General features: G+C 62.9%; 23 protein-coding genes, 3 tRNA genes and 1 pseudogene. 9 read left to right on the top strand and 18 right to left on the bottom strand.

The genetic code is table 11. From position 1 onward, the window contains the following. Window positions 1-6: 6 nt before the first annotated feature. The 3 genes from BSQ44_RS10955 to hemP are packed head-to-tail and all read right to left on the bottom strand — an operon-like array spanning window position 7 to window position 2,227. Window positions 7-933 carry a heme/hemin ABC transporter substrate-binding protein gene (locus tag BSQ44_RS10955; RefSeq protein ID WP_072603991.1) on the bottom strand — a complete coding sequence of 309 codons (927 nt, stop codon included), beginning with the start codon at window positions 931-933 and terminating at the stop codon, window positions 7-9. Window positions 934-944: 11 nt separating this feature from the next. Continuing rightward, window positions 945-2,006: a hemin-degrading factor gene (locus tag BSQ44_RS10950; RefSeq protein ID WP_072603989.1), complete on the bottom strand. Its 1,062-nt coding sequence runs from the start codon at window positions 2,004-2,006 to the stop codon at window positions 945-947. Between the two features lie 8 nt (window positions 2,007-2,014). Beyond that, window positions 2,015-2,227, bottom strand: a complete 213-nt coding sequence (gene hemP / locus BSQ44_RS10945; protein WP_235633385.1) for a hemin uptake protein HemP — start codon at window positions 2,225-2,227, stop codon at window positions 2,015-2,017. 202 nt (window positions 2,228-2,429) lie between these two features. Here hemP and BSQ44_RS10940 point away from each other — a divergent pair, with 202 nt between their 5' ends. Genes BSQ44_RS10940 through BSQ44_RS10915 form a run of 6 tightly spaced genes read left to right on the top strand, consistent with a single transcriptional unit; the run spans window position 2,430 to window position 7,963 of the window. Further along, complete coding sequence (locus BSQ44_RS10940) at window positions 2,430-4,598, top strand: TonB-dependent receptor domain-containing protein (RefSeq protein WP_072603987.1); 2,169 nt, start codon at window positions 2,430-2,432, stop codon at window positions 4,596-4,598. Further along, window positions 4,598-5,047, top strand: coding sequence for a hypothetical protein (locus BSQ44_RS10935; protein ID WP_072603985.1), 450 nt, complete (start codon window positions 4,598-4,600; stop codon window positions 5,045-5,047). The genes BSQ44_RS10940 and BSQ44_RS10935 overlap by 1 nt, the downstream gene beginning before the upstream one ends. Window positions 5,048-5,091: 44 nt before the next feature. After that, window positions 5,092-5,799 carry a MotA/TolQ/ExbB proton channel family protein gene (locus tag BSQ44_RS10930; RefSeq protein WP_072603983.1) on the top strand — a complete coding sequence of 236 codons (708 nt, stop codon included), beginning with the start codon at window positions 5,092-5,094 and terminating at the stop codon, window positions 5,797-5,799. Further along, window positions 5,789-6,175 (top strand): biopolymer transporter ExbD, encoded by a 387-nt coding sequence (locus BSQ44_RS10925; protein ID WP_072603981.1) that lies wholly within the window; start codon window positions 5,789-5,791, stop codon window positions 6,173-6,175. Before BSQ44_RS10930 ends, BSQ44_RS10925 begins: the two co-directional genes overlap by 11 nt. 4 nt (window positions 6,176-6,179) lie before the next feature. Further along, the gene (locus BSQ44_RS10920; protein ID WP_072603979.1) at window positions 6,180-6,587 is read left to right on the top strand and encodes an ExbD/TolR family protein; all 408 of its coding nucleotides are present in this window, start codon (window positions 6,180-6,182) and stop codon (window positions 6,585-6,587) included. Then, the gene (locus BSQ44_RS10915) at window positions 6,584-7,963 is read left to right on the top strand and encodes an energy transducer TonB family protein (RefSeq protein WP_072603977.1); all 1,380 of its coding nucleotides are present in this window, start codon (window positions 6,584-6,586) and stop codon (window positions 7,961-7,963) included. Before BSQ44_RS10920 ends, BSQ44_RS10915 begins: the two co-directional genes overlap by 4 nt. A gap of 7 nt (window positions 7,964-7,970) precedes the next feature. Here the strand turns inward: BSQ44_RS10915 and BSQ44_RS10910 are convergent, their stop codons facing one another. After that, window positions 7,971-8,363, bottom strand: a complete 393-nt coding sequence (locus BSQ44_RS10910; RefSeq protein WP_072603975.1) for a BLUF domain-containing protein — start codon at window positions 8,361-8,363, stop codon at window positions 7,971-7,973. 164 nt (window positions 8,364-8,527) lie between these two features. Here BSQ44_RS10910 and BSQ44_RS26875 point away from each other — a divergent pair, with 164 nt between their 5' ends. From BSQ44_RS26875 to BSQ44_RS10900, 3 genes are all read left to right on the top strand, one after another. Next, window positions 8,528-8,728 carry a hypothetical protein gene (locus BSQ44_RS26875; RefSeq protein ID WP_157894579.1) on the top strand — a complete coding sequence of 67 codons (201 nt, stop codon included), beginning with the start codon at window positions 8,528-8,530 and terminating at the stop codon, window positions 8,726-8,728. A gap of 33 nt (window positions 8,729-8,761) precedes the next feature. Further along, entirely contained in the window at window positions 8,762-9,565 is an 804-nt protein-coding gene (locus BSQ44_RS10905) for a hypothetical protein (RefSeq protein WP_072603973.1), read from the top strand. 296 nt (window positions 9,566-9,861) lie between these two features. After that, window positions 9,862-9,938: transfer RNA gene (locus tag BSQ44_RS10900), tRNA-Pro, on the top strand. Between the two features lie 412 nt (window positions 9,939-10,350). Here the strand turns inward: BSQ44_RS10900 and BSQ44_RS27840 are convergent. From BSQ44_RS27840 to BSQ44_RS10830, 14 genes and pseudogenes are all read right to left on the bottom strand, one after another. Continuing rightward, window positions 10,351-10,524 (bottom strand): annotated as a pseudogene (locus BSQ44_RS27840) (transposase); the annotation flags it as partial. A 340-nt stretch (window positions 10,525-10,864) separates the two neighbouring features. Then, window positions 10,865-14,386, bottom strand: a complete 3,522-nt coding sequence (locus BSQ44_RS10890) for a glycosyltransferase (RefSeq protein WP_072603968.1) — start codon at window positions 14,384-14,386, stop codon at window positions 10,865-10,867. Between the two features lie 74 nt (window positions 14,387-14,460). After that, the gene (locus BSQ44_RS10885; RefSeq protein WP_157894578.1) at window positions 14,461-17,562 is read right to left on the bottom strand and encodes a hypothetical protein; all 3,102 of its coding nucleotides are present in this window, start codon (window positions 17,560-17,562) and stop codon (window positions 14,461-14,463) included. 129 nt (window positions 17,563-17,691) lie between these two features. Beyond that, complete coding sequence (gene rfbD, locus BSQ44_RS10880; protein ID WP_072603962.1) at window positions 17,692-18,567, bottom strand: dTDP-4-dehydrorhamnose reductase; 876 nt, start codon at window positions 18,565-18,567, stop codon at window positions 17,692-17,694. Then, window positions 18,564-19,634, bottom strand: a complete 1,071-nt coding sequence (gene rfbB, locus BSQ44_RS10875) for a dTDP-glucose 4,6-dehydratase (RefSeq protein ID WP_072603960.1) — start codon at window positions 19,632-19,634, stop codon at window positions 18,564-18,566. Before rfbB ends, rfbD begins: the two co-directional genes overlap by 4 nt. 12 nt (window positions 19,635-19,646) lie before the next feature. Continuing rightward, window positions 19,647-20,201 (bottom strand): dTDP-4-dehydrorhamnose 3,5-epimerase, encoded by a 555-nt coding sequence (rfbC, locus tag BSQ44_RS10870; protein ID WP_072603958.1) that lies wholly within the window; start codon window positions 20,199-20,201, stop codon window positions 19,647-19,649. Further along, window positions 20,198-21,079 carry a glucose-1-phosphate thymidylyltransferase RfbA gene (gene rfbA, locus BSQ44_RS10865; protein ID WP_072603956.1) on the bottom strand — a complete coding sequence of 294 codons (882 nt, stop codon included), beginning with the start codon at window positions 21,077-21,079 and terminating at the stop codon, window positions 20,198-20,200. Before rfbA ends, rfbC begins: the two co-directional genes overlap by 4 nt. A gap of 104 nt (window positions 21,080-21,183) precedes the next feature. Then, window positions 21,184-22,590, bottom strand: a complete 1,407-nt coding sequence (locus BSQ44_RS10860; protein ID WP_083534687.1) for a UDP-glucose dehydrogenase family protein — start codon at window positions 22,588-22,590, stop codon at window positions 21,184-21,186. 592 nt (window positions 22,591-23,182) lie between these two features. Further along, a tRNA-Arg gene (locus BSQ44_RS10855) sits at window positions 23,183-23,259 on the bottom strand. A 40-nt stretch (window positions 23,260-23,299) separates the two neighbouring features. Continuing rightward, window positions 23,300-23,605 carry an ETC complex I subunit gene (locus BSQ44_RS10850; protein WP_072603954.1) on the bottom strand — a complete coding sequence of 102 codons (306 nt, stop codon included), beginning with the start codon at window positions 23,603-23,605 and terminating at the stop codon, window positions 23,300-23,302. A gap of 63 nt (window positions 23,606-23,668) precedes the next feature. Further along, window positions 23,669-23,745: transfer RNA gene (locus BSQ44_RS10845), tRNA-Pro, on the bottom strand. 73 nt (window positions 23,746-23,818) lie between these two features. Beyond that, window positions 23,819-24,526, bottom strand: coding sequence for a DnaA regulatory inactivator HdaA (hdaA, locus tag BSQ44_RS27155; protein WP_072603952.1), 708 nt, complete (start codon window positions 24,524-24,526; stop codon window positions 23,819-23,821). A 4-nt stretch (window positions 24,527-24,530) separates the two neighbouring features. After that, the gene (locus tag BSQ44_RS27150; protein ID WP_072607993.1) at window positions 24,531-25,676 is read right to left on the bottom strand and encodes an AI-2E family transporter; all 1,146 of its coding nucleotides are present in this window, start codon (window positions 25,674-25,676) and stop codon (window positions 24,531-24,533) included. Further along, the gene (locus tag BSQ44_RS10830) at window positions 25,648-26,205 is read right to left on the bottom strand and encodes a CDP-alcohol phosphatidyltransferase family protein (RefSeq protein WP_072603950.1); all 558 of its coding nucleotides are present in this window, start codon (window positions 26,203-26,205) and stop codon (window positions 25,648-25,650) included. Before BSQ44_RS10830 ends, BSQ44_RS27150 begins: the two co-directional genes overlap by 29 nt. Window positions 26,206-26,360 lie beyond the last annotated feature (155 nt).

Here is a 26,360-nt window from a genome sequence, read left to right as displayed (position 1 = left end):
GCGCCGTCAGTTCGTGATCTCGTCGCCGTAGAGCCGGACGGCGAGGTCCTTCACCGCGGCTGCGGTCCGGGGACCGAAGCCCAGCAGATAGAGCCCGTCCATCCGGATCACCTGCCTGTTCATGCCGGCGGGCGTCGCGGCGATGGCCGGATTGGAGAAGAGTTCGTTCTCGTCGATGCTGAGGTCGCCCTCGCGATCCATCATGAGCACCACATCCGGCTGTGCCTCGATCACCGCCTCGTCGGTCAGCTGCTTGTAACCGGAATAGCCGATGATGGCGTTTTCGCCGCCGGCAAGCTCGATGATGCCGTTGGCCGCGCTGCCGGTTCCCGAGGCGAGGATCTTTCCGCCCTGCAGGCTGAGGATGAACAGCACCTTCTTGCGGTCCTCCACGCCGGCGGTGATCTTCTTCGCGGCATCAAGGTCGCCGGCCACCTTCGCGGCGAAGGCCTCCGCCTTCTCCGGTTCGCCGATGGCCTGGCCGACCGCCGTGATCTTGTCGACGATGCCCTGGCTGTCGAAGCGCTCCGGAATCACGACCATCGGGACGCTTGCCTTCTCCAGCACCTGGATCGCTTCGGGCGGACCGCTGCCCTCAAGCGCGAGGATGCCGTCGGGATTGACCGACAGGACGCCTTCCGGCGAGAGCGCCCGCATGTATCCGACGTCCGGCAGCGACAGCGCCTCCTGCGGATAGAGGCTCGTGGAATCGCGCGCTACCAGACGGTCCTCCTCGCCGAGCGCGTAGAGGATCTCGGTGATGGAGCCGCCGACGGACACGACGCGCTGCGCACCGGAGGGCAGCGCCTCCACCTGCGAGGCCATGGCCAAACCGCCGGGCGGCGGCGCCAGCAGCGGCACCAGCGTCAGGACGAGGGTGAAGCCGATCGCACTCGCGCGCGCGATGCCGCGCCGGGAGGTTCTCAGGGACATGTCTGACCTCCTCAAGCCGCGCTGGACCGTTCAAGCCTGGGAAGGCCCTCCACGAGGGAGCGCCAATCGGGACGCTCGTCGGTGCCTTCCTTCCGCTTGCCGAAGAACTGGATGATCATCGATCCATCGGCGCCGTAAGCCTCGATCGAGGAGACGTGGCCATCCCGGTTCGGCTTGCGCACCGCCCATACGTCCGTGATGCGATCGGTCCTGAGATGGAGATGGAACGTCGGATCCATGACGTTGATCCACGGCCCCATCGGCTTGATCTCGGTGATTGGCCCCGAATGTATCTGGATGCAGCCGCCATTGCCGACGAAGCACATGATCGGCAATTGCTCGTTCGCGGCGAGGCGCATCAGGGCCGGGACGGCGTCGTCGGCGAGCCGCCAGGCGAAGTCCGATCCGACGAGCTCCACCGCCTGCCGGCGCGTCAGGTCGAGATCGCGCAGGATGCCGACGAATTGGTGCACGTCGGTCATGCCGCTCCAGCGGGCGCGCAGACCTTCCAGGTCGGCGCGCAAGCCCGGATCGTTGGCCGCTTGAACGAGGCGCGGGCCGGCGACCGGGAGTGCGTCCAACTGGTCGGGCGAGAACAGGATGGCCACCAGATCCTCGTAGGCCTCGAGGTTCGAATTCTCGCGCATGTGAATCTTGTGGACCGCATCGCCGGCGGCGTCGAAGAACTGGAGACTGCGCCGGATGTCGTCGCCCTCCCCCTTCTCTACGGCGAAGCCATGAACCCAGTGCTTTGGGAAAATACGAAGGTCGATCTCGCTGCCGAGCACCATCGAGGCATGCTTGCCGGAAACCGGCTTTTCATAGACCCCGATCTTCTCATGGACGGCGCTTTCGTTGCGCGTCAGGGCCATGACCTCGCCGAGCGCGGTGACGCCAGCGAGGAGTTTCTCGACGTCGGCCCGGATGCGGCGCACGCCGAAGCCGCAATGGGCGGCGACAAGCTGACACTCGGTCACGCCGAGCTGGCTCGCGAGATCGCGCTCGCGCATCCTGGGATTGTCGGCCCTCGCCTGCCGGATCGCGGCGGGAGACGGAATAGAAGCAGCGGTCATCGGCGCACCTACTTGTTGAGAATGAGCTTGCCCTGGCGGGTGATCTTCAGCCGGTAGAGCGATCCTTGATGCTCGATGCCGATCTCATGCTCGCCGAGAAACAGCGCCTGGCTGGTGAGGGTTCTCAACTGGCGCGGGTCGCCGCGCAGGAATCCGCGCGGGGCCGGCTCGTTGCAATGGTCGCGGTACGACAGGTCGTACGAGGTGCGGGTCGTGGTCACGTCACTGAACCTCCGTTCGCGCCTGGCTCGCGTCGCTGGCTTGGCGTGGTTGAATCTCGCGTTCTTATTGTTGACACCGTTTATCAGGTTTAATAGTGAGCGCAATACCGGAGTCTGAAATTCATGTTTTCCGGTATGACAATCATTCGCAAGCGAGCCTCACGGCCAGCCAGCCTGAACCGACAGATCAAGGAGTTGGGGTATGGGGTTGGTGGCTCGGAACGTCGCGGTATTGCTGGGTGGAGCCGCGCTGAGCGCGGTGGTCGTACAGATGGCCGGCGCGCAGGAGGAAACGCGCACGAACGCGGAAGACAAGCAGGGCCGCGTGACCATGCTGCAGCGCCTGGTCTTCGGCGCCGGCGTGGAAAAGGTCGCGATCGACACGCCGCAATCCGTCACCGTGATCGAGCAGGAAGAGATCGATCGGCTGCAGCCGCAGACGATCGGTGAAGTGATCCGAGCGGTGCCGGGCGTGAACGTGACGGGTTCGGATCGCGTTCTGGGCCAAAGCTTCAACATCCGGGGCATCGGCGCGCCGGAAAACAGCGGCGACGGCGGGCGCATCATCGTCAATGTCGATGGCGTCCAGAAATTCTACGAGCAGTATCGGCTCGGTTCGTTCTTCTCCGATCCGGAACTCTACAAGCGTGTCGAGGTGCTGCGTGGTCCCGCATCCTCCACGCTTTATGGATCCGGTGCCCTCGGCGGCGTGATCAACTTCGAAACCAAGGACGCCTCCGACTACATCAGGGACGGGGACAACGGTGCTTTCCGGATGAAGTCGAGCTGGAGCAGCAACGGGAACGGATGGCTCTTCTCACCGGTGCTCGCCCAGCGGTTCGGCGGAGATGCCGAGTTGCTCGTCACCGGCAACTACCGGTTCGCCGATCCCTATGAGGATGGAGCCGGCAATGAGATCGTCGGATCGAACTTCGAGGCATGGTCGGGACTGGTCAAGGGCACCTTCAACGTCGGAGACGAAGGCAAGCTGCGCGCCTCCTACCAGCGCTGGGATTCAGACCTCGCCGACCAGCAGTTGTCGCAAACCAGCACCGCGACCTTCTTCGGTCTGATCGACCGGCACGTGATCGACCAGACCGCCATACTCTCCTACGAGAATCCCTTCACCGACAATGACATGCTGGATGTGAAGGTATCCGCCTCCTATTCGGATACCAGCAATTCGCAGCGCGATGCCGATCTGCGCTCTTCCTGCAGCCCTGGGTCATTTTCGATCGTGTGCGATTCGGACTACGCCTACCAGACGTGGCAGCTGAATGCGCAGAACACGATGGAGTGGACCGGCGCCAACTGGCAGAACTATCTTACATATGGTTCCCAGAGCACCTACCAGCGCCGAGTGGCCGATGCCTTCCTGAACGACGGGACGTTGCTCCCGGTGACCTTCCACCCCGAAGGAACCGATCTCAAGACGGGCGTCTTCGTCCAAAACGAGTTCATCTGGGACGACAGGCTGACCCTCATCCCCGGCATTCGGCTCGACTGGCATCGCCTCACTCCGGGCACCGGCGTCACGGACCGCGGGAACCCCATGAGCGACAGCGACGACACGGCGATTTCGCCTAAGATCGCGGCGCACTACAAGTTCAACGACACTTTCGCCGTCTTCGGCTCCATCGCTCATACCGAGCGATTCCCCACCATCGATGAAGTCTTCTCGACGGCAAGCTCCTCTGCAACCTTCCTTCCTAGCCTCGACCTTCGCAAGGAACGATCCGACAATTTCGAAGGCGGTTTCGCGGTCTCGGGGTACGACATGGTTCAGCCGGGTGATGCCGGCCAGATCAAGGTCACCGGCTTCTACAATGACGTCACGGACCTGATCGCGCTCGACTCGCCTTTCACCGCGGGATTCAATGACCGGGCAGGTTTCGTCAACATAGCGTCGGCGCAGATATACGGCTTCGAAGTGGAGTCGGCCTACGACGCGGACTATTTCTTCGCCAACGTCGCCTACTCCTACGTGGTCGGGAAGAACAAGACGCCCGGTGCGGACTACGACAAGTACCTGACCTCGATCGCCCCGCATGAGCTTGCCTTCACCGTCGGTGGCAAGGTTCCCCAGCACGACCTGCAGTTCGGCTGGCGTTCGCGCATCGTTGCAAACCCGCAGGATCCGGCACTCCGCTCCGACACGGCCATCGGAACCTCCACGCGCTACGCGAAGGCCTTCGACGTCCACGACGTGTTCCTCTCGTGGACTCCGCAGGAAGGCCAGTTCTCCGGCTGGGAGGTGCAGGCTGGCGTCGACAATCTGTTCGACGAGGACTTCAAGGAATTCCTCAACAACGACCGTGCGATGGGCCGGACGTTCAAGATCTCACTCAGCAAGCAGATAGGATGGCAGTGATGTCGAAAGCGACGGCAACGGCACGGTTGCTGGCGGCATCGATCGCGATGTCGCCGCTGGCGGGCGCCACGGCGCTCGCGCAGGAGGCGTCGACGGCGCCTTCGCTGACCCTGGAACTCAACGGGTTGGAGCCGTCTGCGGGCGGCTGCAGGCTTACCTTCCTGGTCCGCAACGAGCTCGGCGCCGCGCTGGAGAAAGCCGCCTTCGAGATCGTGCTCTTCGACAAGGCGGGGCTGGTCCAGCGGCTGACCGTGCTCGACTTCAAGGACCTGCCGGACGGCAAGACCAAGGTGCGCCAGTTCGACCTGGCCGACACCGACTGCGCGGCGGTGGGGCGCGTGCTCGTCAACGACGCGGTCGCCTGCGACGGTGACGGCGTGGAGGCCGGCGCATGCATCCGCCATCTCGACGCCGCCACCAAGGCTGCGGACGTGACGTTCGGCAGCTGATCTCGCCGCATCGGCGAGCATACCCCAGCGACAGGACCCGACCCATGACCGACAGCGTCTTTCAGAACATGCGCTCCTTCCTGGAGCTTGGCGGCCCGGTGGTCGCCATCCTTCTGGTACTCTCCGTCTTCGCGGTGGCGCTGATCCTGTTGAAACTGGTGCAGTTCTGGCGCGAGCGCGTCGGCTTCCACGGCGCCGCGCAGCGTGCCCTGCATCTGTGGGTGCACGGCAACTATGGCGATGCGCGCCAGGTCGCCGACGCCGACCCGTCGGCGGTCGGATCAGCGCTCGCGGCGGCGATGCGGCTTTCCATGACGCGCAGCGTGCCCAAAGGCGTGGTCGAGGACGAGGTCGAGCGCATCGCGGTCGGCCGGCTGCACGACCTGCAGCGCGGTTTCCGCGCGCTCGACGCCATCGCGCAGATTTCGCCGCTGCTCGGCCTGTTCGGAACCGTGCTCGGCATGATCGAGGCCTTCCAGCAGTTGCAAGGCGCCGGCAACGCAGTGGACCCCTCCATCCTGGCCGGCGGCATCTGGGTCGCGCTGCTCACCACCGCCGCCGGTCTCGCCGTCGCCATGCCCGTCTCGCTGGTGCTGACCTGGTTCGAAACGCGGATGGAGAACGAGCGCGTGGCGATCGAAACACTCACCACCAGCTTCTTCTCGCAGCACGCGCTGGGCGAGATCCGCGCCGCCTCTCCCCGCGCCGAACCGTCGGTCGCGGCGTTGACCGGGGCGAGCCATGCGCATTGACGCGGGCGCTGGCGCCCGGCGCCGGCCGATCTCGGTCACGTCGCTGATCGACGTGATATTCCTGCTGCTGCTGTTTTTCATGCTGTCGTCGACGTTCACCAAATTCGCCGAGGTCGAGATCGTCGGCGGCCGCGCCGGCGCACGCGCGCCGGGAGTCGCGCCCGGCATCCTGCTTCGCGTGAACCGAGACGTCTGGACGATTAACGGCTTGCCGGTCGGTGCGGAAGGCGCGGTCGCCGAGCTGAAGCGCCTCGAACAAGCCGGCGCGGTGTCGGCTGTGCTCCTCGTGCGCGGCGACATGACCTCGCAGGCGCTCGTCAGCGCAGTCGAACGCATCCGGCGGGAAACCAACCTGACCCTGCAAGTCGCGAGATAGAACGATGCGGCTTCCCAGGCCCACCGCACGCACGAAGCAGGAAAGCACGATCACGCTCATCAACGTGGTCTTCCTGATGCTGATCTTCTTCCTGATCGCCGGTTCGCTGACGCCGCCGCTGGACAAGGAGGTGGCGCTGATCAGCACCGCCGAATCCGACCAGGCAGAGCCGCCGGACGCGCTCTTCGTGACGGCGCAGGGCTCGATCCGTGCGCGAGGCGCCGAGATCACGCCGGCGGAATACGTCGCCAGGATTCGGCAGGACAGGCTCCTCCTTGGCGGCGACGCGATCACGGTCAAGATCGCGGCCGACCGCGATCTTCCAGCTGAACGACTGATCGGGATCGTCGCCGAACTCCGCGACGCAGGGGCCACCCGCGTTTCCGTCGTCACCGAACGCGCGATGCCATGAAGCGCTCGCTCAAATGGACCGCCGCACTGCTGGCATCCGGCGTGCTGCACGCGGGCGCCGCCGCCTTCATGCTGCGCGAGGCTCCCGACGAGGTTCAGATCGAAGGCTCGGCGGCGATGGAGATCGCCGTGCTCGGCTCGTTCGAGGATGCCTTCCAGGCCGGCGATCCGGTGGAACCGGTCGACACAGCCACCCCCGTCGAGGAGCCCTCGGAAGTGGCCGAACCGGTGACGACGGCCGAGACGGCAGCGGAGACACCGCAGGCTGTACAGCCTGTGGAGACACAGATGGCCGCGCGCGCCGAAGCCGCTCCCGCCGAGGCGGTCGCCCCGGTGCCAGCGGCTGAACCTGCTGCGAGCAAAACAGTCGGAGCGGTGGCGCCCGAAAAGGCGACCGCGGCCGAGCCGGAGGTCGCCGCGCCGATGGAGAGCGACCCCACCCTGCCGGCCCAGGTGAACGTTCCGGCGCCCGCCGTCGCTTCCGAGGAAACCCAAGAGCCAATGGAGACCAGCCCTGCGGTCGCGGTACCTACCGAGGAGACACCGGAAACGACATCCAAGCCGTTGACGGACTTGGCCGAGGCGAACCCGCCGCAGCCCGTCGAGACCACCCCGCATGAGCCGTCCGGGGTAACGCCGCAACAGCCCGTCGAGGTGTCGGAGAGCGCGTCGCCGGTGGCTTCCGAGATCGAGCCGCCGCAAGCGCCCGAAACCGAGACGGCCGATGCGCCCGAAGTGGCCGATGAGGTCCAGACTGCTCTCGCCGTGGTTCCGCCGGTGGCGGAAGCCGTCGAGCCGGTGGAGCCCGAAGAGGTGATCGAGGCGATCGAAGAATTCCCGATTCCCGAAGACGTGCCGCTGCCGACGGCTCGTCCGGAGCCGCCCGTCGTCCGCCAAGCCGCGGTGCGGCCAGACCGCGCTCAGACCGAACCTCGGCGACAGCAGCAGACCGAGCGCAAACCCGCGCCACGCGCATCAGGCAACGGCGGAAGGCAGAAGAGCAGCACCACGCGCGGCCAGGCCAATGGCAGCGACCGAGGCAGCGCGGTGGCGAGCGGCACCGGCAACCGCAGTTCGCAGGCGGGCAACGCCGCCGTTTCGAACTATCCCGGACAAGTCGCCTCGAAGCTCAGGCGCGCAGTGCGCGCGGTGTCCCGCTCCGCCCGCCGCGGCGCCCAGCGCGACGTCCACGTGTCTTTCGTGGTGACCGCCAGCGGCGGCCTCGGTTCGGCGCGCATCACGCAGAGTTCGGGCTCGTCCGCCCTCGACCAGGCAGCACTCGCAGCAGTGCGTAAGGCCGCGCCGTTCCCGCCTATCCCCGCCGCCGCCGGACGCAGCAGCTGGAACTTCGCCATTCCGCTGGGACTGGCACGATAGGCTTATGCTATGCCGGTGCGAGGAAATCCGCGCTGAATGCCAGGACGGTGTCCCGCAGGATGCCGCCATCCGCCTGGGAGATGCGGTCCGCGAGCGCCTCGCGCGTCGTGCGGAAGATCTCCCGATCGGGACAGCGGGACGGATCGAGCCTCTTAAATTCCATGTCGTGGTTTCCGAACAGGAGCCGTGAAACCGTTGTTGCGCTCTGGATCATGACGTTGCGGTGGCGCGGATAGCGGCGAATGCGGCTCACCAGCGATCGGACGGCGGTTGCCTCTCCCTCGAGGATCTGCAGGAAGACGCCCTCGCCGGCAAACAGCATGCCGGTGATGCCCTTGCCGGCATTGTTCCTCCGGGACGCCAACAGGGTGTTCTCGAGGAGCTCGTCATTCGCCGGCATGGTGGTATCGTTCGCCTAGAGCAATCTCAGCATCAGGATCAAGGGTACACATCTCCACTTCTCCAGCCGCCTGGCCGTATCCTTTTCTCGATCAGTTTCGCTAATTTGCGAAGGTTTCCGATGTCTTGCGCGTGCGAACGGTGGAAGAGGCCGGGAGCACCTTCGTGATCTGGCGCAGTTTGCGCCTCGCGACCAACGACCTGCATTTCCTGCGCCTTGGCTGTCGACGTTGCGTCACATTCCCGATATTCGGTGTCGTCATTGAAGAGGAGAATTCGCCGTTCGGCCATGCGTCGCCTTATGTCGCACTTTGGCCGACGGCAACTTTTTGGGGCGAACGAAGGTGCGGCACCCATGGTGCCTGAAAGCACCGGCAGAAAAAGGTACCGTCGGATCGCATGGAACAGTACAAGCCGAAGTATGTTCAATACCTCTCGAAGATACTCGATGGCGTAGACCCAGGCGACGAGGCCCAGATAGAAGCCGGGTACGACCGGCTGAGGGCGGCCAACGAGAAGATGCTCGACAACAACAAGCATCTCTCCGAAACAGGCCAGGCGGAAGAGCTGCGCGCCGCTGTCGAAGCGGTCATCCGCGACCACCGCGAGAGCCGGATGGGGATGCCTGCGGCCGAAACGCTCCCGGAAGAAGCTCCAGTCCAGTCGAACCGCGCCGAACCTGTCGCCGATGGAAAGAACCGCTCCACCCGCGCTCTGCCCGTTGTCGCGGGGGTCGTCATCGGCTTGGCGCTGGGTGCAGCCGGTCTCGGGGCGCTGGCGGCCGCTTCGGTCGTCGACATCTCATATGGCGATCGCGCGCGCATCAGGACAGTGCTCTACGACGAGTTCCGGACCTCGACGCCCGCCTTCGAATCCGCCCGCTCCTTCCTCGATGTTGCCGAGGCCGGCGTGAAGCGCCTCCAGGCGGAGAATGCCGCCAGATTGACCAAACTGGCGGGCGGCAAGTTCATTCCGATCGGGCGCATCGATGCAAACCTTCAGAAGCAGGCGCCGAAAAATCTGCCAGAGGGCACAAGAATTTTGGTCCGCGCCAACAAGGAGGCCTACAAGGTCATCGTCCACGGGCCATTTTGCCGGTACGCTTACGTCTTTGCGCCGGAACTCATCGATCCGAAGCGCGTGAAAGACGGCTTGAACTGCACTGCCTTCGGGCGCTGGAACGAAGCCGGGCTGAAATTCTGACGAAAGACGACAACCTCTGGGGCGAGGTCCCCGGACCGTTGAGACGGCATAGCTCAACATTTGCCGCACCCGGGACGGGGAAACTCGCTCCGGCACCGTCGAGCTTCGCATCCGAAACGAAAGCAAGGCTCCCGCGTCCCCCCGCTTTCTGCAAGCCGCCCCGCCGAGAAGTGGCTCGCGACCATAGTCCAGAAGGGCTGCGTGCCAGGCAACCGAAACCGAACGCCCCGCGTCTCCGCTTTCGCAGAATTAGCGCTTGCGCCGCAAACCTTCCGAATATATGGCTTCCCGCGTGTCGGAGCGTAGCGCAGCCCGGTAGCGCACTTGACTGGGGGTCAAGGGGTCGTGGGTTCGAATCCCGCCGCTCCGACCATTCGAACCATTAGGCTATGCCACCTAATCCGGGAAGTTCGGCGACATCGATCCACCTCAGGTCGAATGCGGATCGCGTAGTCTCGCTCTCCTTGCTTGGGAGGAAGGAACTCTGAGGATATCGACAAGGGTGACCGGCGTCATCATGTACGAGCGCACGGGCAAGCGCGCGTGACTTGTCGCAGATTTGGCATTTCCCTTCCCGAGTGGTGGTGGTGGCGCTAATCCCTGCCCACCCGCCGGCTTAGAGGACCGCTATCGTCGCCTCACCATTCGCCGGGACGAAAAGTTCCCGAGGTCGAGGACCACGTGGAGCATTCCACGAAAGTCTGAGCAGCATCCGGCTGAACTGAGCCCCTGGCATAATCGAAATGCTGAAGCGAATCGGACGTGCCAAGTCATCTGACGTTGCCCATACCGCCGTAGCGGCTACGCGAGTTGCAGAAGGTCGCGTCCGAGATCCCGTGCTTGCGGTACAACTCTTCCATCACGATTCCCGCCTGATGCTCCTTTAGAACTCCGATGATCTGGTCTTCCGTGACCCGCTCTTCTTCATCTCTATCTCCTTTCGACGGAGCCCAGTTCAAACCGAGGACACGTTTGGGGGCAATGTCACATTGCACCCGGATGGTGAAAAGGCCGACGCAGGCGACGAAAACAAGGAGCACCCCTGTTATTCTCACCTGTAGTCCGATCACGTGAAGCTGCTGTGCAAGTTTCACACTGCCCCGGCAACTTACACAGGGGCTTTCCGATGCCACAGCGCACCCTCGGCTTTCTCGGCGAACGATACGGCTCACCTACATGGGGACGAGCTCTGCTCCGACGCGCATCCAGTTCGGCTTTCGTCTACGGTCGACGGCCAGCCCGGCCGATGAAGAGCAGAACTGGCCGTTCAACATCGTACCCGCATCATCTTGTGATTTCTTATCTTGCCGCCACGAGCTTCACGTTCTCCGAACGTGTTACCGGGACCGCTGGCGCACGCCGAACCATTTTCAGCACGGCCTCATCGAGCCTTTCGGCTTCGCGGCGCATGCCGCGTTTCAGTGCGACCTCGGCATAGGCGCGTTCTGCGATCGTGCGCGTCACCTCAGGGTCTTCGATTGCGCGCATGATTGCGGCCGTCCAGTCCTCAGCGGAATTGTCGACCAAGAAGCCGGTTTCGCCGTCCTGAACGGCGGACCGGTAGGGTTCGACGTTGCTGTAGAGCCCGCACAGTCCCGCAGCAGCATATTCGAAATGCTTTAGTGGGGACTTGGCACGGTTGAAGTCGGTTTCGACCAGCGGCGCGACTGCCAGGTCCATGTCCTTCGAAACCGCCCGCAACCAAGGTACGAAGCGGGAATAGTGCTTGGCAGGATCGGGAATGGTGATCGGCTCGTACCAGGTCCGGCGTTCGGCGGTTATCCCGACGGTGAAAAGGCGAGTCTTCGGAAAATGGCGGCGCACCGACGCCATTGCCTCTTCCAGCAGAGCGAGATCGGCGTCGTGGGTCCGCGTGCCCATGTAGAGAATGTGTTGCTCGCCGACGGCCTTGACCGGTTTGCCCCGCACCATGTGCGCTTCGGCAAGCCCGGTGAACCACAGGCGCTCGGCCAGCGCATTCTCCGCAATCATGACGTTGTGGTTGAAATGCCGGAACCGGTGCTTGAGTTCGGGCGTCGACACGATCACGAGATCGGCGCCGACCAGCAACTTGACGACGCCGTCCCGCAGACCGTCGTAGTCGACCTGATCGTCCTTGCGCCGATGAAAGCGTGTCAGGTCGTCGTCGATCTCATAGATTATCTTCTGTCCCGCGGATGCGCAGCGGTCTAGGAACGAATCGACTTTTTCTGAAGGAATTGCAGTTCGCTGTACGAGTACTGCGTCATAATCCGCGAGAGCACCTGTGTTCCCCACCTGGGTGAACGTCGCAACGTCATAGCGAACCGGTCGGTCCAGAGTATCGCGAATCTTCTCGATTACGCGGATACGGCTAGAAGCGGCGCCAAGGTCGGGCACAAGAACGGCAACCCGCGGGCGAGAATCCGGAATGGTGATGCACGGCATCAGATTGCGCCGGTAGAGGGCGTCGTAGCCATGCGACATGTGCAGAGTGGTATGAGAGGCGCCGATTTCCTCCTGCCAGACTAGGACACGGCTCCTTTGGGCGGCGATTCCCTCCTGGTCGTCTGCGATGGCCATGAGTTTTGCAAGGACCGCAGCCGGCTCCGCTTCGGAAAGCAACCAACCACCTTCATGGGCGCGAATCCGCTCTCCCACCGCGCCGTTGTCAATTGCCACTACGGGTAGGCCGCAAGCCCACATTTCCGTCAATGTGTGGCAGAACGTCTCGGGCCAGATCGAAAAAATCGCACCGAGATGAGGTCGGATGTTTTCGACTTTCCGCTCGAATTCCTCGCGTTTGTAATGCCCGTGAACGATGATGCTTTCATTCGCCTGGATGTCGCTTACGCCCAGGATGTGGAACTCGAAGCGTTTGGCGATGTCCAGCTTGGCAATCGCCTCGATGATGCGAGCACCCTTCGGGGTGTCTATGTTGCCGGGGAACAGTATCCTGACCTTGCCGGACGGTTCGTCTAGCGGCGAAGCCACCTGTACCATATCAAGATCGCGGCCGTGAGGAATGACCGGAAACGGCCGCTTTCGCGTGATCGGGAATATCTTGGAAATCTGCTCACGCGCGCTGGCCGCAGTCGTGATGAAGGTGTCGCAATCTTCGAGCACACGTGCCATCGTGCTTTGCCATTCGCGTATTGCGGCATTCTTGAGGGGCGGAAAATCCGGTTCCTTCCACAGTTCGTGCTTGCATTCGCCTTGTGTGGCAGTGCAGCGGCCACCGCAAAAGACAAGGTTCTCATCCAGTAGCTTGATCGTCGGACAGACGGTGTAGAAATCGTGAAACGAAAAGAGCACCGGCAGACCAAGCAGCTTGGCGATACGCGTCAGATCCAGTCCGTGCCAGGCGATATGGCGCACATGCAAGAGGTCGATGCAGTGCTCTACGAGGAGCTTCGCAACAGCATCGTCATACTCCTGGGAGCGATGCGGAAACCCCTTCAACTGGGTCTTGAGCTTTATCGTCTCGAGAAGTTGCGTGCCCCGCCCGCTCACGGAACTGAATTCGATCGTTTTGGAATCGCAGCGCAGTAGGAAGGGCTCATATCGGTCCTCCAGCGCTGCCATCAAATCGGCATTTGTCTGCGGCGTACCTCCGGTGCGCGTCGAAACGACGAACAGAACCCGGGGTCGTATGCCATATTCCTCCACCGGTAGGTTCCACGCCTGCGAGGTGCGCCTGCGAATAGCTGCGATGTCCGGATCCTCGACGAACTTCCGTACGCTCGGCGTGTATTCGGGGTACCGCTGATCTATGATCGCCCTCCCCGCTTTCATCAGCGGGGTTTTTTCATCACCGAAGCTGGCGGATCGCACGTGGTAGATCAGCGTCGCGTCGTCGATCACGTGATCCCATCCGGCTCTTCCGGCCCGCATGCAGAAATCATTCTCTTCGCCGTAGCCGCGGGGAAATGCCTCGGCGTCGAGCGGACCTACCTCCTCGATCGCATCACGGCGGACGTACATGCAAAAGCCATTGCCGGTCGGGATCTTGGGATAGAAGCGTCCGCTGACACGTGTCACCAGGCGTGCGCATTCGTCGAGCACGAACGCCGGGGGTAGCGGGTTCTGTTTCCCGATTTCCGGCGCCGAGAATGCGCCTGCGTTGTTGGAGAACGGAGTGGCGGTCGCAACCCGGTCCTCGCTGTAAGCTGCAAGCCGAAGGTTCGAGAACCACCCCGGCGTCACTTTCGTGTCCGAGTTCAGGAAGATCACGTCAGCCGCACCGGCGATCTCGATGCCCCGATTCACCGTTCGCGTAAATCCGAGGTTCGCCTCGTTCCTGGCCACGGTCACGTTCGAGATGTCGGCGTATCGGGCCAGCACTTCCCTCACCTTGGGATCCGGGCTGGCATCGTCGATGAGAATGAACCTGACGGAGACCGGGGTGTGCTTGAGCACCGACTCGATGCAATCCTCCGTTTCCTCAGGCGCATTGTAGATGGGTACGACAATTGCCGCAGGACGCCCAACGCGCTCGATGCGTTCCAGCACCGCCGTCCAGTTGCGGTTTCGGCTTTGCCCCCAACCGCCGCCCAGATCGCTGGCTACCGAAATCCTGCGCCCTTCCCGCCTTCCCCAGACAAGATAGTGAATAAGCGGATTGATTCGGCGCTCCGCCACGTCCGGATTGTTGGTCAAGTAAGCGGCGGTGTCGAAGTCGGAACACGGATTGCGGCCAAGCCGAGCGCCAAGCCGTAAGTAGTGTTCGACGGGATCCATGTTGAGGCTCTTCACCTCAGGGTACTTTTTTAGGTACCAATTTTGATCAAAAAGCTCGGACTCGCGAACCAGCTCGATGTCCTGCTTGGAATACCGGATCATCTATGCTCCTACACATGCTTGCGCCTGTCGCGGATATGGATTTCTCCGCGCCATGAAGCCCCAATAGCCTTGAGTTACCCGCCCTCGGGGACACGTGGCAAACCTTCAAGCGTGCTGTTCGGCTCTCGCCCTTCTCGGGCGCCGAATTCTACGTAATGTCGTAGCGGATCGACACCCGCCTTGGCAACGTCGTCATAATGGTTCCGGTACCACTCGGCATCGAAGATGCGCGAGCGGCGCAGAACAGCCATTTTTCCCCGCAGCCGAAGACCTGCCGGCACGAAGCGCCAGATTCGGCTTCCCAGAATGAAACCGACCATTCGTCCCCGCTCCTCTGCACCGGCAAGCCGGAGCCGTTCGAACTTCTCATACTGCAACCGCACCTTCGTCTCGGCCTGCTCGCGCAAGTTTGCTAGTTCGGCTTCGTAAGCAGACCTGGCCCGTTCCAATTCGGTCCTGAGTTCTTGGACTTCGTGAACCGCCTCGCCGCTCGTTCTTGCGTCGTCCAGTTCGCTTTTCAGCGAGCTCAGTTCGCCCTTGAGGACCGTCTCACGCCTCGCGGATTCCTCTTGCGCCGCGGAAAGTGCCTGGCGTGCCATTTCCTCTGCGGTGCGCGCTTCACGAACAGCATCGAGCAGAGCCGTCTTGCTGCTCGTTCTCACATCTTCCAGTTCGCTTTTCAGCGAGTTCAGATCGCTCTTGAGGATGGCCTCGCGCCTGGCCGATTCCTCCTGCGCTGCCCCGAGAGCTTGCCGCGCCACTTCCGTTGCATTGTGCGCTTCGTCCCTCGCAGCTTCCGCCCTCTTGCGCGCTTCGTCCCGTTCAGCGGCCTGCGCGCGGAATTCGTCCAGGTCCGAAATGAGAAGTTTGACATGATCCGCAAGACCGGATGCAATCTTTTCCTTCTCCCCCAGTGCCTGTTCGGTTTTGCGCACTTCGTTGCGCAGTTCTGAAAGGGCTGCATCTCGATGCTTCAGATCCGAGGTGAGGAGCGCAACATGCTCGCTCAACCCTTCGACCCTCTTCTCGCTCTCTGCCCGTGCTTTTCCGGACTCTCTCAACTCCTCGCGTGCAGAAGCCAGTTCAGCTGCGGTTTGCTCTGCCTCAAGACGCCTCTGAGCCAACGCACTGCTGGTTTCGGAGAGTTTGTCGCGTAGCTCTCGGGCCTCGCGTTCGGCTGTTTCTGCGCGGTTCGATTGCGTATCCAGTTCTTCTGCAATCTCGGCAATACGACGTTCCGACTGTTCGCGTTCTCGTGCAGCATTCGCTTGGCTTGTCGCGAGATTCGCCTCAAGCTCGGCCCGTGCCGCCGACCCGGTGGCATTTTCCGCGCTTCGCTTTTCGAGTTCAGACCGAAGGCCCGACAACTCCTTCTCGCGATTACCGATCCGCTGTTTCAGTCCGGTGATTTCGTTTACGACCTCTGCTGCGTTCTGCCGCTGCGCCGCAGCATCCGCTTCCGCGGCGTCGCGTTTAGCCTCCGCTTCTGCCAGCGCCGTATTTCTCTTAGCGAGTTCGGCCTCGAGCGCCGCGGCCTTCTTCTCGCGTTCGTCAAGTTGAGTCCGCGCCGCAGCCAATTCCTGTTCGGACTGCTTCAGCTTTTGCCCGCTCGCCGCGGAGGCTGCTTCCGCCGCACTCGCCTTCTGTTGGGCTTCGGCCAGCGCGGAACTGCGCTTGGCGATTTCGGCCTCGAGCGCAGCGGTCTTATTCTCGCCCTCGCCAAGGGCTGCACGCGCCGCGGCAAGTTCCTGTTCCAGTTGCTTCAGCTTCTGCCCGTTCGCCTCGGACGCTGCCTCGGCGGCACTCGTTCTTTGCTCAGCTTCGGACAGGGCCGTGCCGCGCTTGGCGATCTCGGCCTCGAGCGCAGCGACCTTCTTCTCGCCCTCGCCGAGGTTTGCACGCGCTGCGGCTAGTTCCTGTTCCAGTTGCTTCAGCTTCTGCCCGCTCGCCGCGGACGCTGCCTCGGCAGCGCTCGCTTTTTGCTGAGCTTCGGTCAGGGCCTTGCCGCGCTTGGCGATTTCGGCATCGAGCGCAGCGACCTTCTTCTCGCCCTCACCGAGGTTTGCACGTGCTGCAGCGAGTTCCTGTTCCAGTTGCTTCAGCTTCTGCCCGCTGGCCGCAGACGCTGCCTCCGCAGCGCTCGCTTTTTGCTGAGCTTCCGACAGGGCCGTGCTGCGCTTGGCGATTTCGGCCTGCAGCTCGGACACCTTCTTATCACCCTCGGCGATGCGCGACCGGGTGGTAGAAAGCTCCTGCTCCAGCTTCTTGGCTTTCTCCACTTCGACAGCCGATCTTTCCGTGATGACGGAAACTTCTTTCTCCAGCTTTCCAACCCGAGAGCGGGCCACCCTGCCAGACTCGACCAGTCGACCGAAGGCGGGCGATGCCGCATTGAACTCGTCACGAATCCCGTCGAGCCGAGTTCTATCGTCGATCTGCTCTCCGGCCTTCGCCCAGTTCAGGAAAATCGAATAACTCTCTCTAAGCCAGTTCGTGACGTTGGGGTTCTCGACGATTTTTTCGGGCGGTTCCGTATGGTGCCGATGGTTCTTGGAGAGAAAAGCATCGATTTCCGCAGCCGTTCGATCGGAAAGCCGCGGCCAGGACACGCCAAGGGCGTTCTGGGCGTCCTCAACCAAGCGCCCCCATCCCTGCAAGAGTTGGTCATACGTGGTGAACATGCGGGGCACGTCTCGGGAAGCGGCCTCCGCTTCGAGGACATGGCGAATCCACAGAAGATATCCGAAAGCCGGGTCGAACCCGTTTCGCTTATGGAGAGATGCAGCAACTTCGAGAGGATTGCGAAGCGGAAGCAGGGCGACAGGTCGTACGTTCGACCGAGCCAGGATGTCGAGCCAAAAGGGAACAAGACGGCAGAGACGGGGGTCCTTCATGATGAACAGGCGTGATGGACCGTATTCCGTCGCCAGCGTCGTTATCGCCTCATCCCGAAACTCGTCGGCTTTCGGAGAGTCGAACCACCTGGGATTGAATTCCTGCCAGTCGTACCAGGTCGAACCTGCCGACTCCAGGATGCGGTCGTTCAGCCTCGCAACCGCCTTGGATTCCCAATGGCCGGGCTGATTGCTCGCATCGCCACCAATGAGGTCGTCCGGCAGATGGCATCCCAGCAAATTCAGTACACGCGACAGCGCCGATGTTCCCGATCGGTGCATGCCAAGAACGAGTACCGCCGTTCTTGGCTCCTGCTTCCTGGTAGTAATGCTTTTGGCCCTTTGGGGAGTTCTCGAAGCCACTATCTGTTCGTCCGGTTGTGCAACTCGATCCTGCGGGTTGCTTTTCGTTTATGCCAAGAGACGTTCCACCACGATCCGGCTCGATTCACGCCAGTCGGGCGCCACCCATCCGAAGGCATCCCGGAAGCGATCGGTCGAGAGCCTGGAATTGGCTGGACGTCGTGCCTTGGTTGGATACTCCGCCGTCGTTATCCCGCGAACCTCGGCCCATGGGCCCCCGAGGGTGCGGCTGGTGTCCAGAACATGAGCCGCGAACCCGGCCCAGTGGGTGTCGCCCGTACCGGCCAGATGATAGGTGCCAAACGGCGCCGCGTCGCTTCGAAGACGTTCTGCGGCGGTGAGGATAGCATCGGCGATGTCGTGCGCGGAGGTCGGGTTTCCCCATTGATCCGCCACGACGGTGAGGCTGTCACGGTCGGCGGCGACCCGCAGCATCGTCTTCACGAAATTCTTCCCGTAGACGCTGTAGACCCAGGCGGTCCGCAGGATCAGATGGCGGGGGGTTGCGGCCGCGACCGCTTTTTCGCCCGCCAGCTTGGTCGCTCCGTAGACGCCGACCGGGCCGGTCGGATCGTCTTCGCGATAGGGGCGATCGCCATCGCCTGAAAAGACGTAGTCGGTCGAAAGGTGGATGACGGGCGCGCCGATCTTCGCGGCCGCCTCGGCCACCGCGCCGGCCCCGCGCTCGTTGATCGCCGCGGCGATCTCGGGCTCGTCCTCGGCCTGGTCGACCGCCGTATAGGCCGCGGCGGAGACCACCACGTCGGGCCTCGCCGCGGCAATCGCCGCATGCACGCTCGCCGGGTCGGCAAGGTCCAGTTCAGGCCGGCCAATTGCGACGACCTCGATACCAGAGCGACCCGCCGCCGCCTCGACGAGGCTGCTTACGACCTGTCCCTGGCTGCCGGTGACGAGAATCCTCATGCTGCGCCTATCTTGGTCACCCCAAGCCGTTCGCCGGAGTAGCGGTCAGACCGGATCGGTCCCCACCACCATTCATTGTCGAGATACCAGTCGATCGTGCGTGCCAGTCCGGTGTCGAAACTCTCCTGGCGCTGCCAGCCGAGTTCACGCTCGATCTTGGACGAATCGATGGCGTAGCGGCGGTCATGTCCTGGCCGATCCGTCACGAAGGTGATGAGGTCGCGATAGCTCGCACCGCGCTTGCGAGGACGTTTCGCGTCGAGAATGTCGCAGATCGCCTGGACGACTTCCAAGTTGGTGCGCTCGGCGTGCCCGCCGATATTGTAGCTCTCGCCGACGACGCCCGTGGTCGCAACCAGTTCGAGGGCGCGCGCATGGTCTTCCACGTAGAGCCAGTCGCGCACGTTGGCGCCATTGCCGTAGACCGGGAGCGGCCGCTCGTCGAGCGCATTGAGGATGACGAGCGGAATGAGCTTTTCGGGGAAGTGGTAAGGGCCGTAATTGTTGGAGCAGTTCGACAGCACCACCGGCAGCCCATAGGTCTCGTGCCAGGCTCGCGCGAAGTGGTCGGACGCGGCCTTCGAAGCCGAATAGGGAGAGGACGGCGCATAGGGCGTCTCTTCCGTGAAGATGCCGGAATCGAACGGGAGATCGCCAAAGACTTCGTCGGTCGAGATGTGATGGAAGCGAAACTGCTCCTGCGCGCCCGACGAGAGCCCCTTCCAGTAGGCAAGGGCTGCATTGAGCATGCGGAATGTCCCGACCACGTTCGTCTCGATGAATGCGCCGGGCCCGTCGATCGACCGGTCCACGTGGCTTTCCGCCGCGAGGTGCATGACGGTCCCGATCTCTTCGGCCTTCATGATGTCGAGTATCGCGGCATCGTCGCAGATATCGGCTTTCACGAAGCGGTAGTTGGGTGAATTGTCGATCTCGCGCAGCGACGCCAGGTTCCCGGCATAGGTCAGCTTGTCGACGTTGACCACCCTATTGTCGGGGTTGCGGGCCAGCAACCGGCATACGGCCGATCCGATGAAGCCGGCACCACCGGTGACGAGAATTCGCACTGTTCTACCTCATCAATCGAATATGTCTGCATCGGCGAGCGAAGGCGCACGCAGATCCTTCGGCGAAAGCTGCAACTCGTCCGCCCCCAGCGGCCAGTCGATCCCGATCGTCGGATCGTCGTACCGGATCGCACGGTCGTGCTCGGGCGAATAGAAGTCCGTCGTCTTGTAGATGACCTCGGTGTCTTCCTCCAGCGTCACGAAGCCGTGCGCGAAGCCTTTCGGCACGAGGAACTGGTTCCACTTGGTCGCGGAGATCTCGATCGCGTGCCACTTGCCGAATTGTGGCGAGCTTCGACGGATGTCGATGGCGACGTCGAAGATCGCGCCCTTGACCACGCGCACCAGCTTGTCCTGGGCGAAGGGAGGAAGCTGATAGTGGAGGCCGCGAAGCACCCCGCGCCGGGCCGAATAGGAGTGATTGTCCTGGACGAAATCCAGATCGACACCGGCGTCCTTCAGCACCTTCCTGTTGTAGGTCTCCGAAAAGAAGCCGCGGTCGTCGCCGAAACGCTTCGGAACGATCTCGAGAACGCCTTCAAGCTCGTTCTTCCTGATTTCCGTCATGCCTGCTCCAGTTCAGCGACGCGCCTGCGCAGATACGATGCATACTCGTTCTTTCCCAGGCGATCGGCCCGGGCATAGACCTGTGCCGGACTGAGCCAGCCCATCTCGAAGCCGATCTCCTCGGGACAGGCGATCTTCATGCCCTGCCGGTGCTCGATCGTGCGTACGAAGGAAGAGGCTTCGTGGAGGCTGTCGTGCGTGCCCGTGTCGAGCCAGGCGTAGCCGCGCCCGAGCTGGTGTACGTGCAGGCTGCCCTTCTCAAGATAGTGATTGTTGACGGAGGTGATTTCGAGCTCGCCCCGTTCCGACGGCTTGATCGAGGCGGCGACGTCGACGACGTCGTTGTCGTAGAAATAGAGCCCGGTGACGGCCCAGTTCGACTTCGGCTCGGACGGCTTCTCTTCGATCGAGAGTGCCTTTCCAGTCTGGTCGAACTCCACGACGCCGTAGCGCTTGGGGTCCTCCACGTAATAGGCGAAGACCGAAGCGCCGCTCTCGCGCGCCGCCGCCGCCTTGCACATGCTCGACAGGCCCTCTCCGAAGTAGATGTTGTCGCCGAGGATCATCGCGACGTTGTCGTCGCCGATGAACTCGCGGCCGATGATAAAGGCCTCGGCGAGACCGTTCGGCTGCGGCTGCTCCGCGAAGCTCAGATTGATGCCGAAATCTTCTCCGCTGCCCAGAAGCTCACGGAAGACCGGAAGGTCGCGCGGCGTCGAGATGATGAGAATGTCGCGGATCCCGGCCAGCATGAGGACGCTGAGCGGATAGTAGATCATCGGCTTGTCGTAGATCGGCAGTATTTGTTTGGAGATGGCCAGCGTAAGCGGATAGAGCCGCGTCCCGCTGCCTCCTGCCAAAATAATACCCTTGGCCATAGTCACCCCATCCTATTGGAAATGCAGAAGCGAAAGATCGTTCGCTCCGGCTGGTCGTGCCCCATTTCAGCCGGTCGAGTTCTTGCAGGAACCCTCCCGGAAAATCAATTCCCGACGGCCGCCCGGTTCGACGTGGGGGCAGCGGAAACGTCGGATGGGGCATTCTTGCCACGCACCCCTTCCGAAACGCCTCTTCCGACTCCGTAGAGCGTGATCCCCTGCCGGGAGGTCACGACAGGATCGAAGACGTTGCGGCCGTCGAAGACGACCGGCTCCTTCAACATCCTCTTCAACTCGTCGAAGTCGGGCGCGAAGAAGCTCTTCCACTCGGTGACGAGGACGAGGGCGTCGGCGCCTTCGAGCGCTTCCTCCTGCGTCTCGCAGAGTTCCAGTCCATCCACGTCGCCGTAGATCCGGCGACACTCGTCCATGGCCTTGGGATCGTACGCGCGTACCTTCGCTTTCGCCGCCCACAGGGCCTCCATCAGCACCCGCGACGGCGCCTCGCGCATGTCGTCGGTGTTCGGCTTGAAGGCCAGGCCCCACATCGCGAAGGTCTTGCCGGCGATGTCTCCCCCGAAATGCTGCAAGATCTTGTCGAACAGGAAGCGCTTCTGCTCGTTGTTGCGACGCTCCACCGACTTCATCACCGTGGCGTCGAAACCGACCTCGTCCGCGGTCCTGATCAGCGCCTGGACGTCCTTGGGGAAACACGACCCGCCATAGCCGACTCCCGGATAGATGAACTGGTAGCCGATGCGCGGATCCGAACCGATGCCGAGCCGGATCTTCTCGATGTCGGCGCCCAGGAGTTCGGCCAGGTTGGCAATCTCGTTGATGAAGCTGATCTTGGTGGCGAGCATGCAGTTCGCCGCGTACTTGGTCAGTTCGGCGCTGCGAATGTCCATGCTGATGATTTTTTCGTGGTTGCGGCTGAATGGCGCATAGAGCTCACGCAGGACCTTCTCGGCCGCCTCGTTCTCCACGCCCACGATGATGCGATCCGGCTTGCTGCAGTCCGCAACAGCGGCGCCTTCCTTTAGGAACTCGGGGTTGGACGCTACGTCGAAGGTGAGATCGGGCCGATTGCGCTCGGCCAGCCGGGCCTTCATCTTCTCCTTGACCTTGTGGCTCGTCCCCACTGGAACGGTCGACTTCACCACGACGATCTTGTGCTCATCCATCTGCGCCGCGATCTGGTCGGCGACGCCCAGCACGTACTTGATGTCGGCGGAGCCATCCTCGTCCGGCGGCGTCCCCACCGCGATGAACTGAAGCGTGCTGTGCGCGATGCCCTCGGCGGCGTCGGTCGTGAAGAGCAGCCGGCCAGCTGCGCTGTTGTCTCTGACGAGCCGTTCCAGACCGGGCTCGTAGATCGGCACCTGGCCCTGTCTGAGGCCTTCGACCTTACGGGCGTCGATGTCGACGCAGATCACATGATGCCCCGCCTCGGCGAGAACCGCCGCCTGCACGAGACCGACGTAGCCCGTCCCAAAAAATGTCACCTGCACTTCAAGTTCTCCACTCGCATAGTCGTCGGTTCCTGGCTTTTTCGCAGCACCCGAGCCGCTCTCGTGTCAAGAACGGGGCCGCGAACGGTCTGCATCATCCCCCCACGAAAGACTGCATTGAACCTATGAAACGAGAGGCCGTCAAAGGTAGGCAATCGATCAGCAAGAACTTATGTACATGGATTGGAAGATGCCGACCGTCACCGCCCGCCTCCTAGTACAGTCGTGCATGCGATGCAACGCCGATAGTTCCCTTACGACAGGCATGCCGCCTTGCCTTCTGCGATATCGCCTGCCTCGTGGCGCGATGAGCGCCGGCGGCAGAAGATCGAGGACGTGACCTTTCCACGATTTGTACGACACCTCCATCACCGAATGGTGGCCGCGAAGAATCGACGGTTCTCCGGTGTCACGGGCCATTCGATTGCGCAGATCGACGCGTTTCTCAAGCGGCCGCATCTCGCCGACTACCAGATGATATCCGAAAAGCTTTTTCGCCACACGAAAGGACCATCTGCCGACCGACTTCTGCGAACCGCCTGCCGGCGGTGACGTGGCAGACATCAAGCGAGCGAACTTAGCGATTGAATTTTGGCGATCCCGGCAGGATTCGAACCTGCGACCATCGGCTTAGAAGGCCGGTGCTCTATCCGGCTGAGCTACGGGATCGGCGGTCCGGCGGCGCCGGACGGGCATTCGCTACTGGCGCTCAGTGCGTCCAGGGTATCTTGCGGTCATAGCGGAAATTGTCCGAATAGGAAATCTGGCGACGCTTGATCTCCTTCGGCTCCTGGACCCGGAAGGCGAGCCCCTGTTTCTTGGCATAGGCCACCGCCTCTTCCCGCGTGTCGAAGACCAGGCGGATCTGGCTCTTCATGTCTCCGGAGGTCGTGTAGCCCATCAGCGGATCGATCTTCCTCGGCTGCTCGGGATCGAACTCCAGCACCCAGCGGCCGGTCTTGGCCTTGCCCGACTGCATGGCGGTTCTGGCTGGGCTGTAGATGCGCGCTGACATGGTCGATCCTTTCGCAAACTCGCGGAAGCATTCCGCGTCGGGGGCGAACCGCCCGGCGGCGGCTGGTCGGAGTGGCAGGATTCGAACCTGCGACCCTCTGGTCCCAAACCAGATGCGCTACCAGACTGCGCTACACTCCGACGTTTGCCTCGGAGCCGTGGGATACACAGGAAGGCCGCAAGCCGCAACTGTTTTGCGGTGTTGCCACCGGCCTCAGAGTTCGAACTCTCCCTGCCCCTGGTCCATCGCGGTCAGCACCTGCGCGGCCAATCCGCGGGTGATGCGCGATTTCTGCTCCAGGGCGGCGCGGTCGAGCCGCTCCACCACGCGGCCTGCCGTGGAAAGCGAACGCTCCATGCGCGAGACGAGATAACTCACCACGTGCGCCTCCACCTCGAGCTGGCGGTCGGCGAAGAGCTTGGTGATGACGCCGGCGAGCAGCATGTCGTCTGGTTCGCCGATTTCCACGACCGTCGCCGCCTTGAGGCGCGAACCGAGATCGGCGAGCTTGACGCCCCAGGCGTTGGGGAAGGAGCGCGACGTCATCAGAAGGAAGGAATTCGCCGACTGGACCGAGTTGATGAGGTGAAACAGAGCCGTCTCGTCAAAGCCGCGCGCCTCGAGGCCGTCGATCAGGATCGGACGGCCCGCCTGCGAAACCTGGCTCGCTTCGCCGAGCCGGTCGGTCGGTAACCGCCGCGCGTCGGCCGCCTCGGCCCAGACTTCCCCCAGGTGCGTCTTGCCCGATCCCGTCGGCCCCGCCAGGATGACGACCGGAGAGGGCCAGTCGGGCCAGCGGTCAATCAGCGCCACGGCCTTGGCGTTGGCCGGCGAAACCACCAGGCTGTCGCGCGATAATTCGGCATCGTGGCCGAGATCGAGCGGCAATTGCCGCGGGTTCGCCATGGCTTTCTCCGACATGGCATCAATCCGGGCGCCGGACGGGCGCTGCGACCGTGTCGTGGCCGCGGTACATCGGCGATTCCAGATAGCGCGACAGCGCGAAACGCACCAGGACGGCGACGGCCGCTGCGGCCGGCACGGCGAGAAGCAGCCCGACGAAGCCGAAGAGCGATCCGAAGGCGAAAAGCGCGAACATCAGCCAGACGGGATGCAGGTTGACGCTGCGGCCGACCAGCTTGGGCTGCAGGATGTTGCCCTCGATGAACTGGCCCGCGAAGAAGATGCCGGCGACGATCGCGACCATGATCCAGTCGGGCCAGAACTGCACGAAGGCGACACCCACCGACAACACCAGCCCGACCAGCGAGCCGATGTAGGGAACGAAGCTGATCAGTCCCGCGACCAGTCCGATCAGCAGCCCGAAGTTCAGTCCCGCCGCCGTCAGCGCCACCGCATAGAGGACGCCGAGAATGATGCAGAGCGTGCCCTGCCCGCGCAGGAACCCGGCGGTCGACTGGTTGATCTCGCTCGCCAGGCGCCGCACCGTGCCGAGATGTTCACGCGGGATCCAGTTGTCGACGGTCGCGACCATGCGGTCCCAGTCGAGCAGCATGTAGAAGGCCACGACCGGCGTCACCACCAGCAGGCCGCCGATGTTGATCAGGGCTAGACCGGAGGTCCAGAGCGACTGGAAGAGCCCCGTCAGGAACCCGGCGCCCTGGGTGATCAGCGTGCTCAGCGCCTCGCGCAGGCTGTCCGATTTCACGCCGATGGTGCGTTCCAGCCACGCCGGGTCGAGGTTCGTCACCAGCGACTGGAGCTGCGCGAGGTAGGCCGGAAGGTTCGCCGCGAAACCGGCAAGCTGCGTGGCGAGGATGGGCACGATGATCATCAGCGCCAGCACGAAGGACACGACGAAGGCGATCAGGATGGTGATGGTGGCCGCCAGCCGCGACATGCCGAAGCTCTCGAGCTTGTCGGCGACGGGATCGAGGAAATAAGCCAGCACCATGCCCGCCACGAAGGGAAGCAAAATCGAGCTGAAGATCAGCAGGAACAGGATGAAGAACGCGCCCGTCGCCAGCCAGAACAGCACCTGGCGCCGGAACGAGGCGTTTGCCGCCGCATCCGTTTCGGGTTCAGCCCCTGAAGGTTTCGCTCTCGCCATCGCCATTCATGTGCCTGAGCCAGGCGACGAGATAGGCCGCGCCGGAAGCCGCGGTCAAGATGCCCGACAGCACCACCAGTCCCAGGCGCAGCAGGCCGGGCTCCGCCTCGAAGGCGAGTTGGCCGAGCACCAGCGCCGCAAGCACGATCTGGACCGCGGTATTGGCCTTCGACACGAACAGCGGCTTCATGGCCACCGGATTTCCCATGATCGTCGAAAGCAGAACCCCGCCGACGATGAGGCCGTCGCGGGAAACGGCGGCGATCACCAGCCACAAGGGAAGTTCCCCCATGTAGCCTAGCACGACGAACACCGAGACGAGCAGAAGCTTGTCCGCCATCGGGTCGAGATAGGCGCCGAGTTCGGAGCGCTGGTTGAAGTGGCGCGCGATGAAACCGTCGACGCCGTCCGAAACGCCGGCGACGATGAAGCCCGCCAGCGCCCAGTCGACCTCGCCCCTCAGCAGCGCGAACACCACGGCGGGGACGAGGAGGAAGCGCAGGATCGTGATGAAGTTGGGGACGGTCAAATTCCGGTCTCGGCATGCGCCTTTGATTCGGACCAAAGATGGCCGTTGGCGTGGCCGCGTTCAAGGAGCCAGCGGTATGTGGAAATCCGTCCACCGATTTGCTCCCCGCCAGGACGACCGATGCGGGCCGGCTTCTTGCGGCACCGGCGTCTTCA

Origin of the sequence: Aquibium oceanicum (assembly GCF_001889605.1) — a bacterium.
Taxonomy (GTDB): Bacteria; Pseudomonadota; Alphaproteobacteria; order Rhizobiales; family Rhizobiaceae; genus Aquibium; species Aquibium oceanicum.
This window is presented reverse-complemented; position numbering and strand designations above follow the sequence as displayed.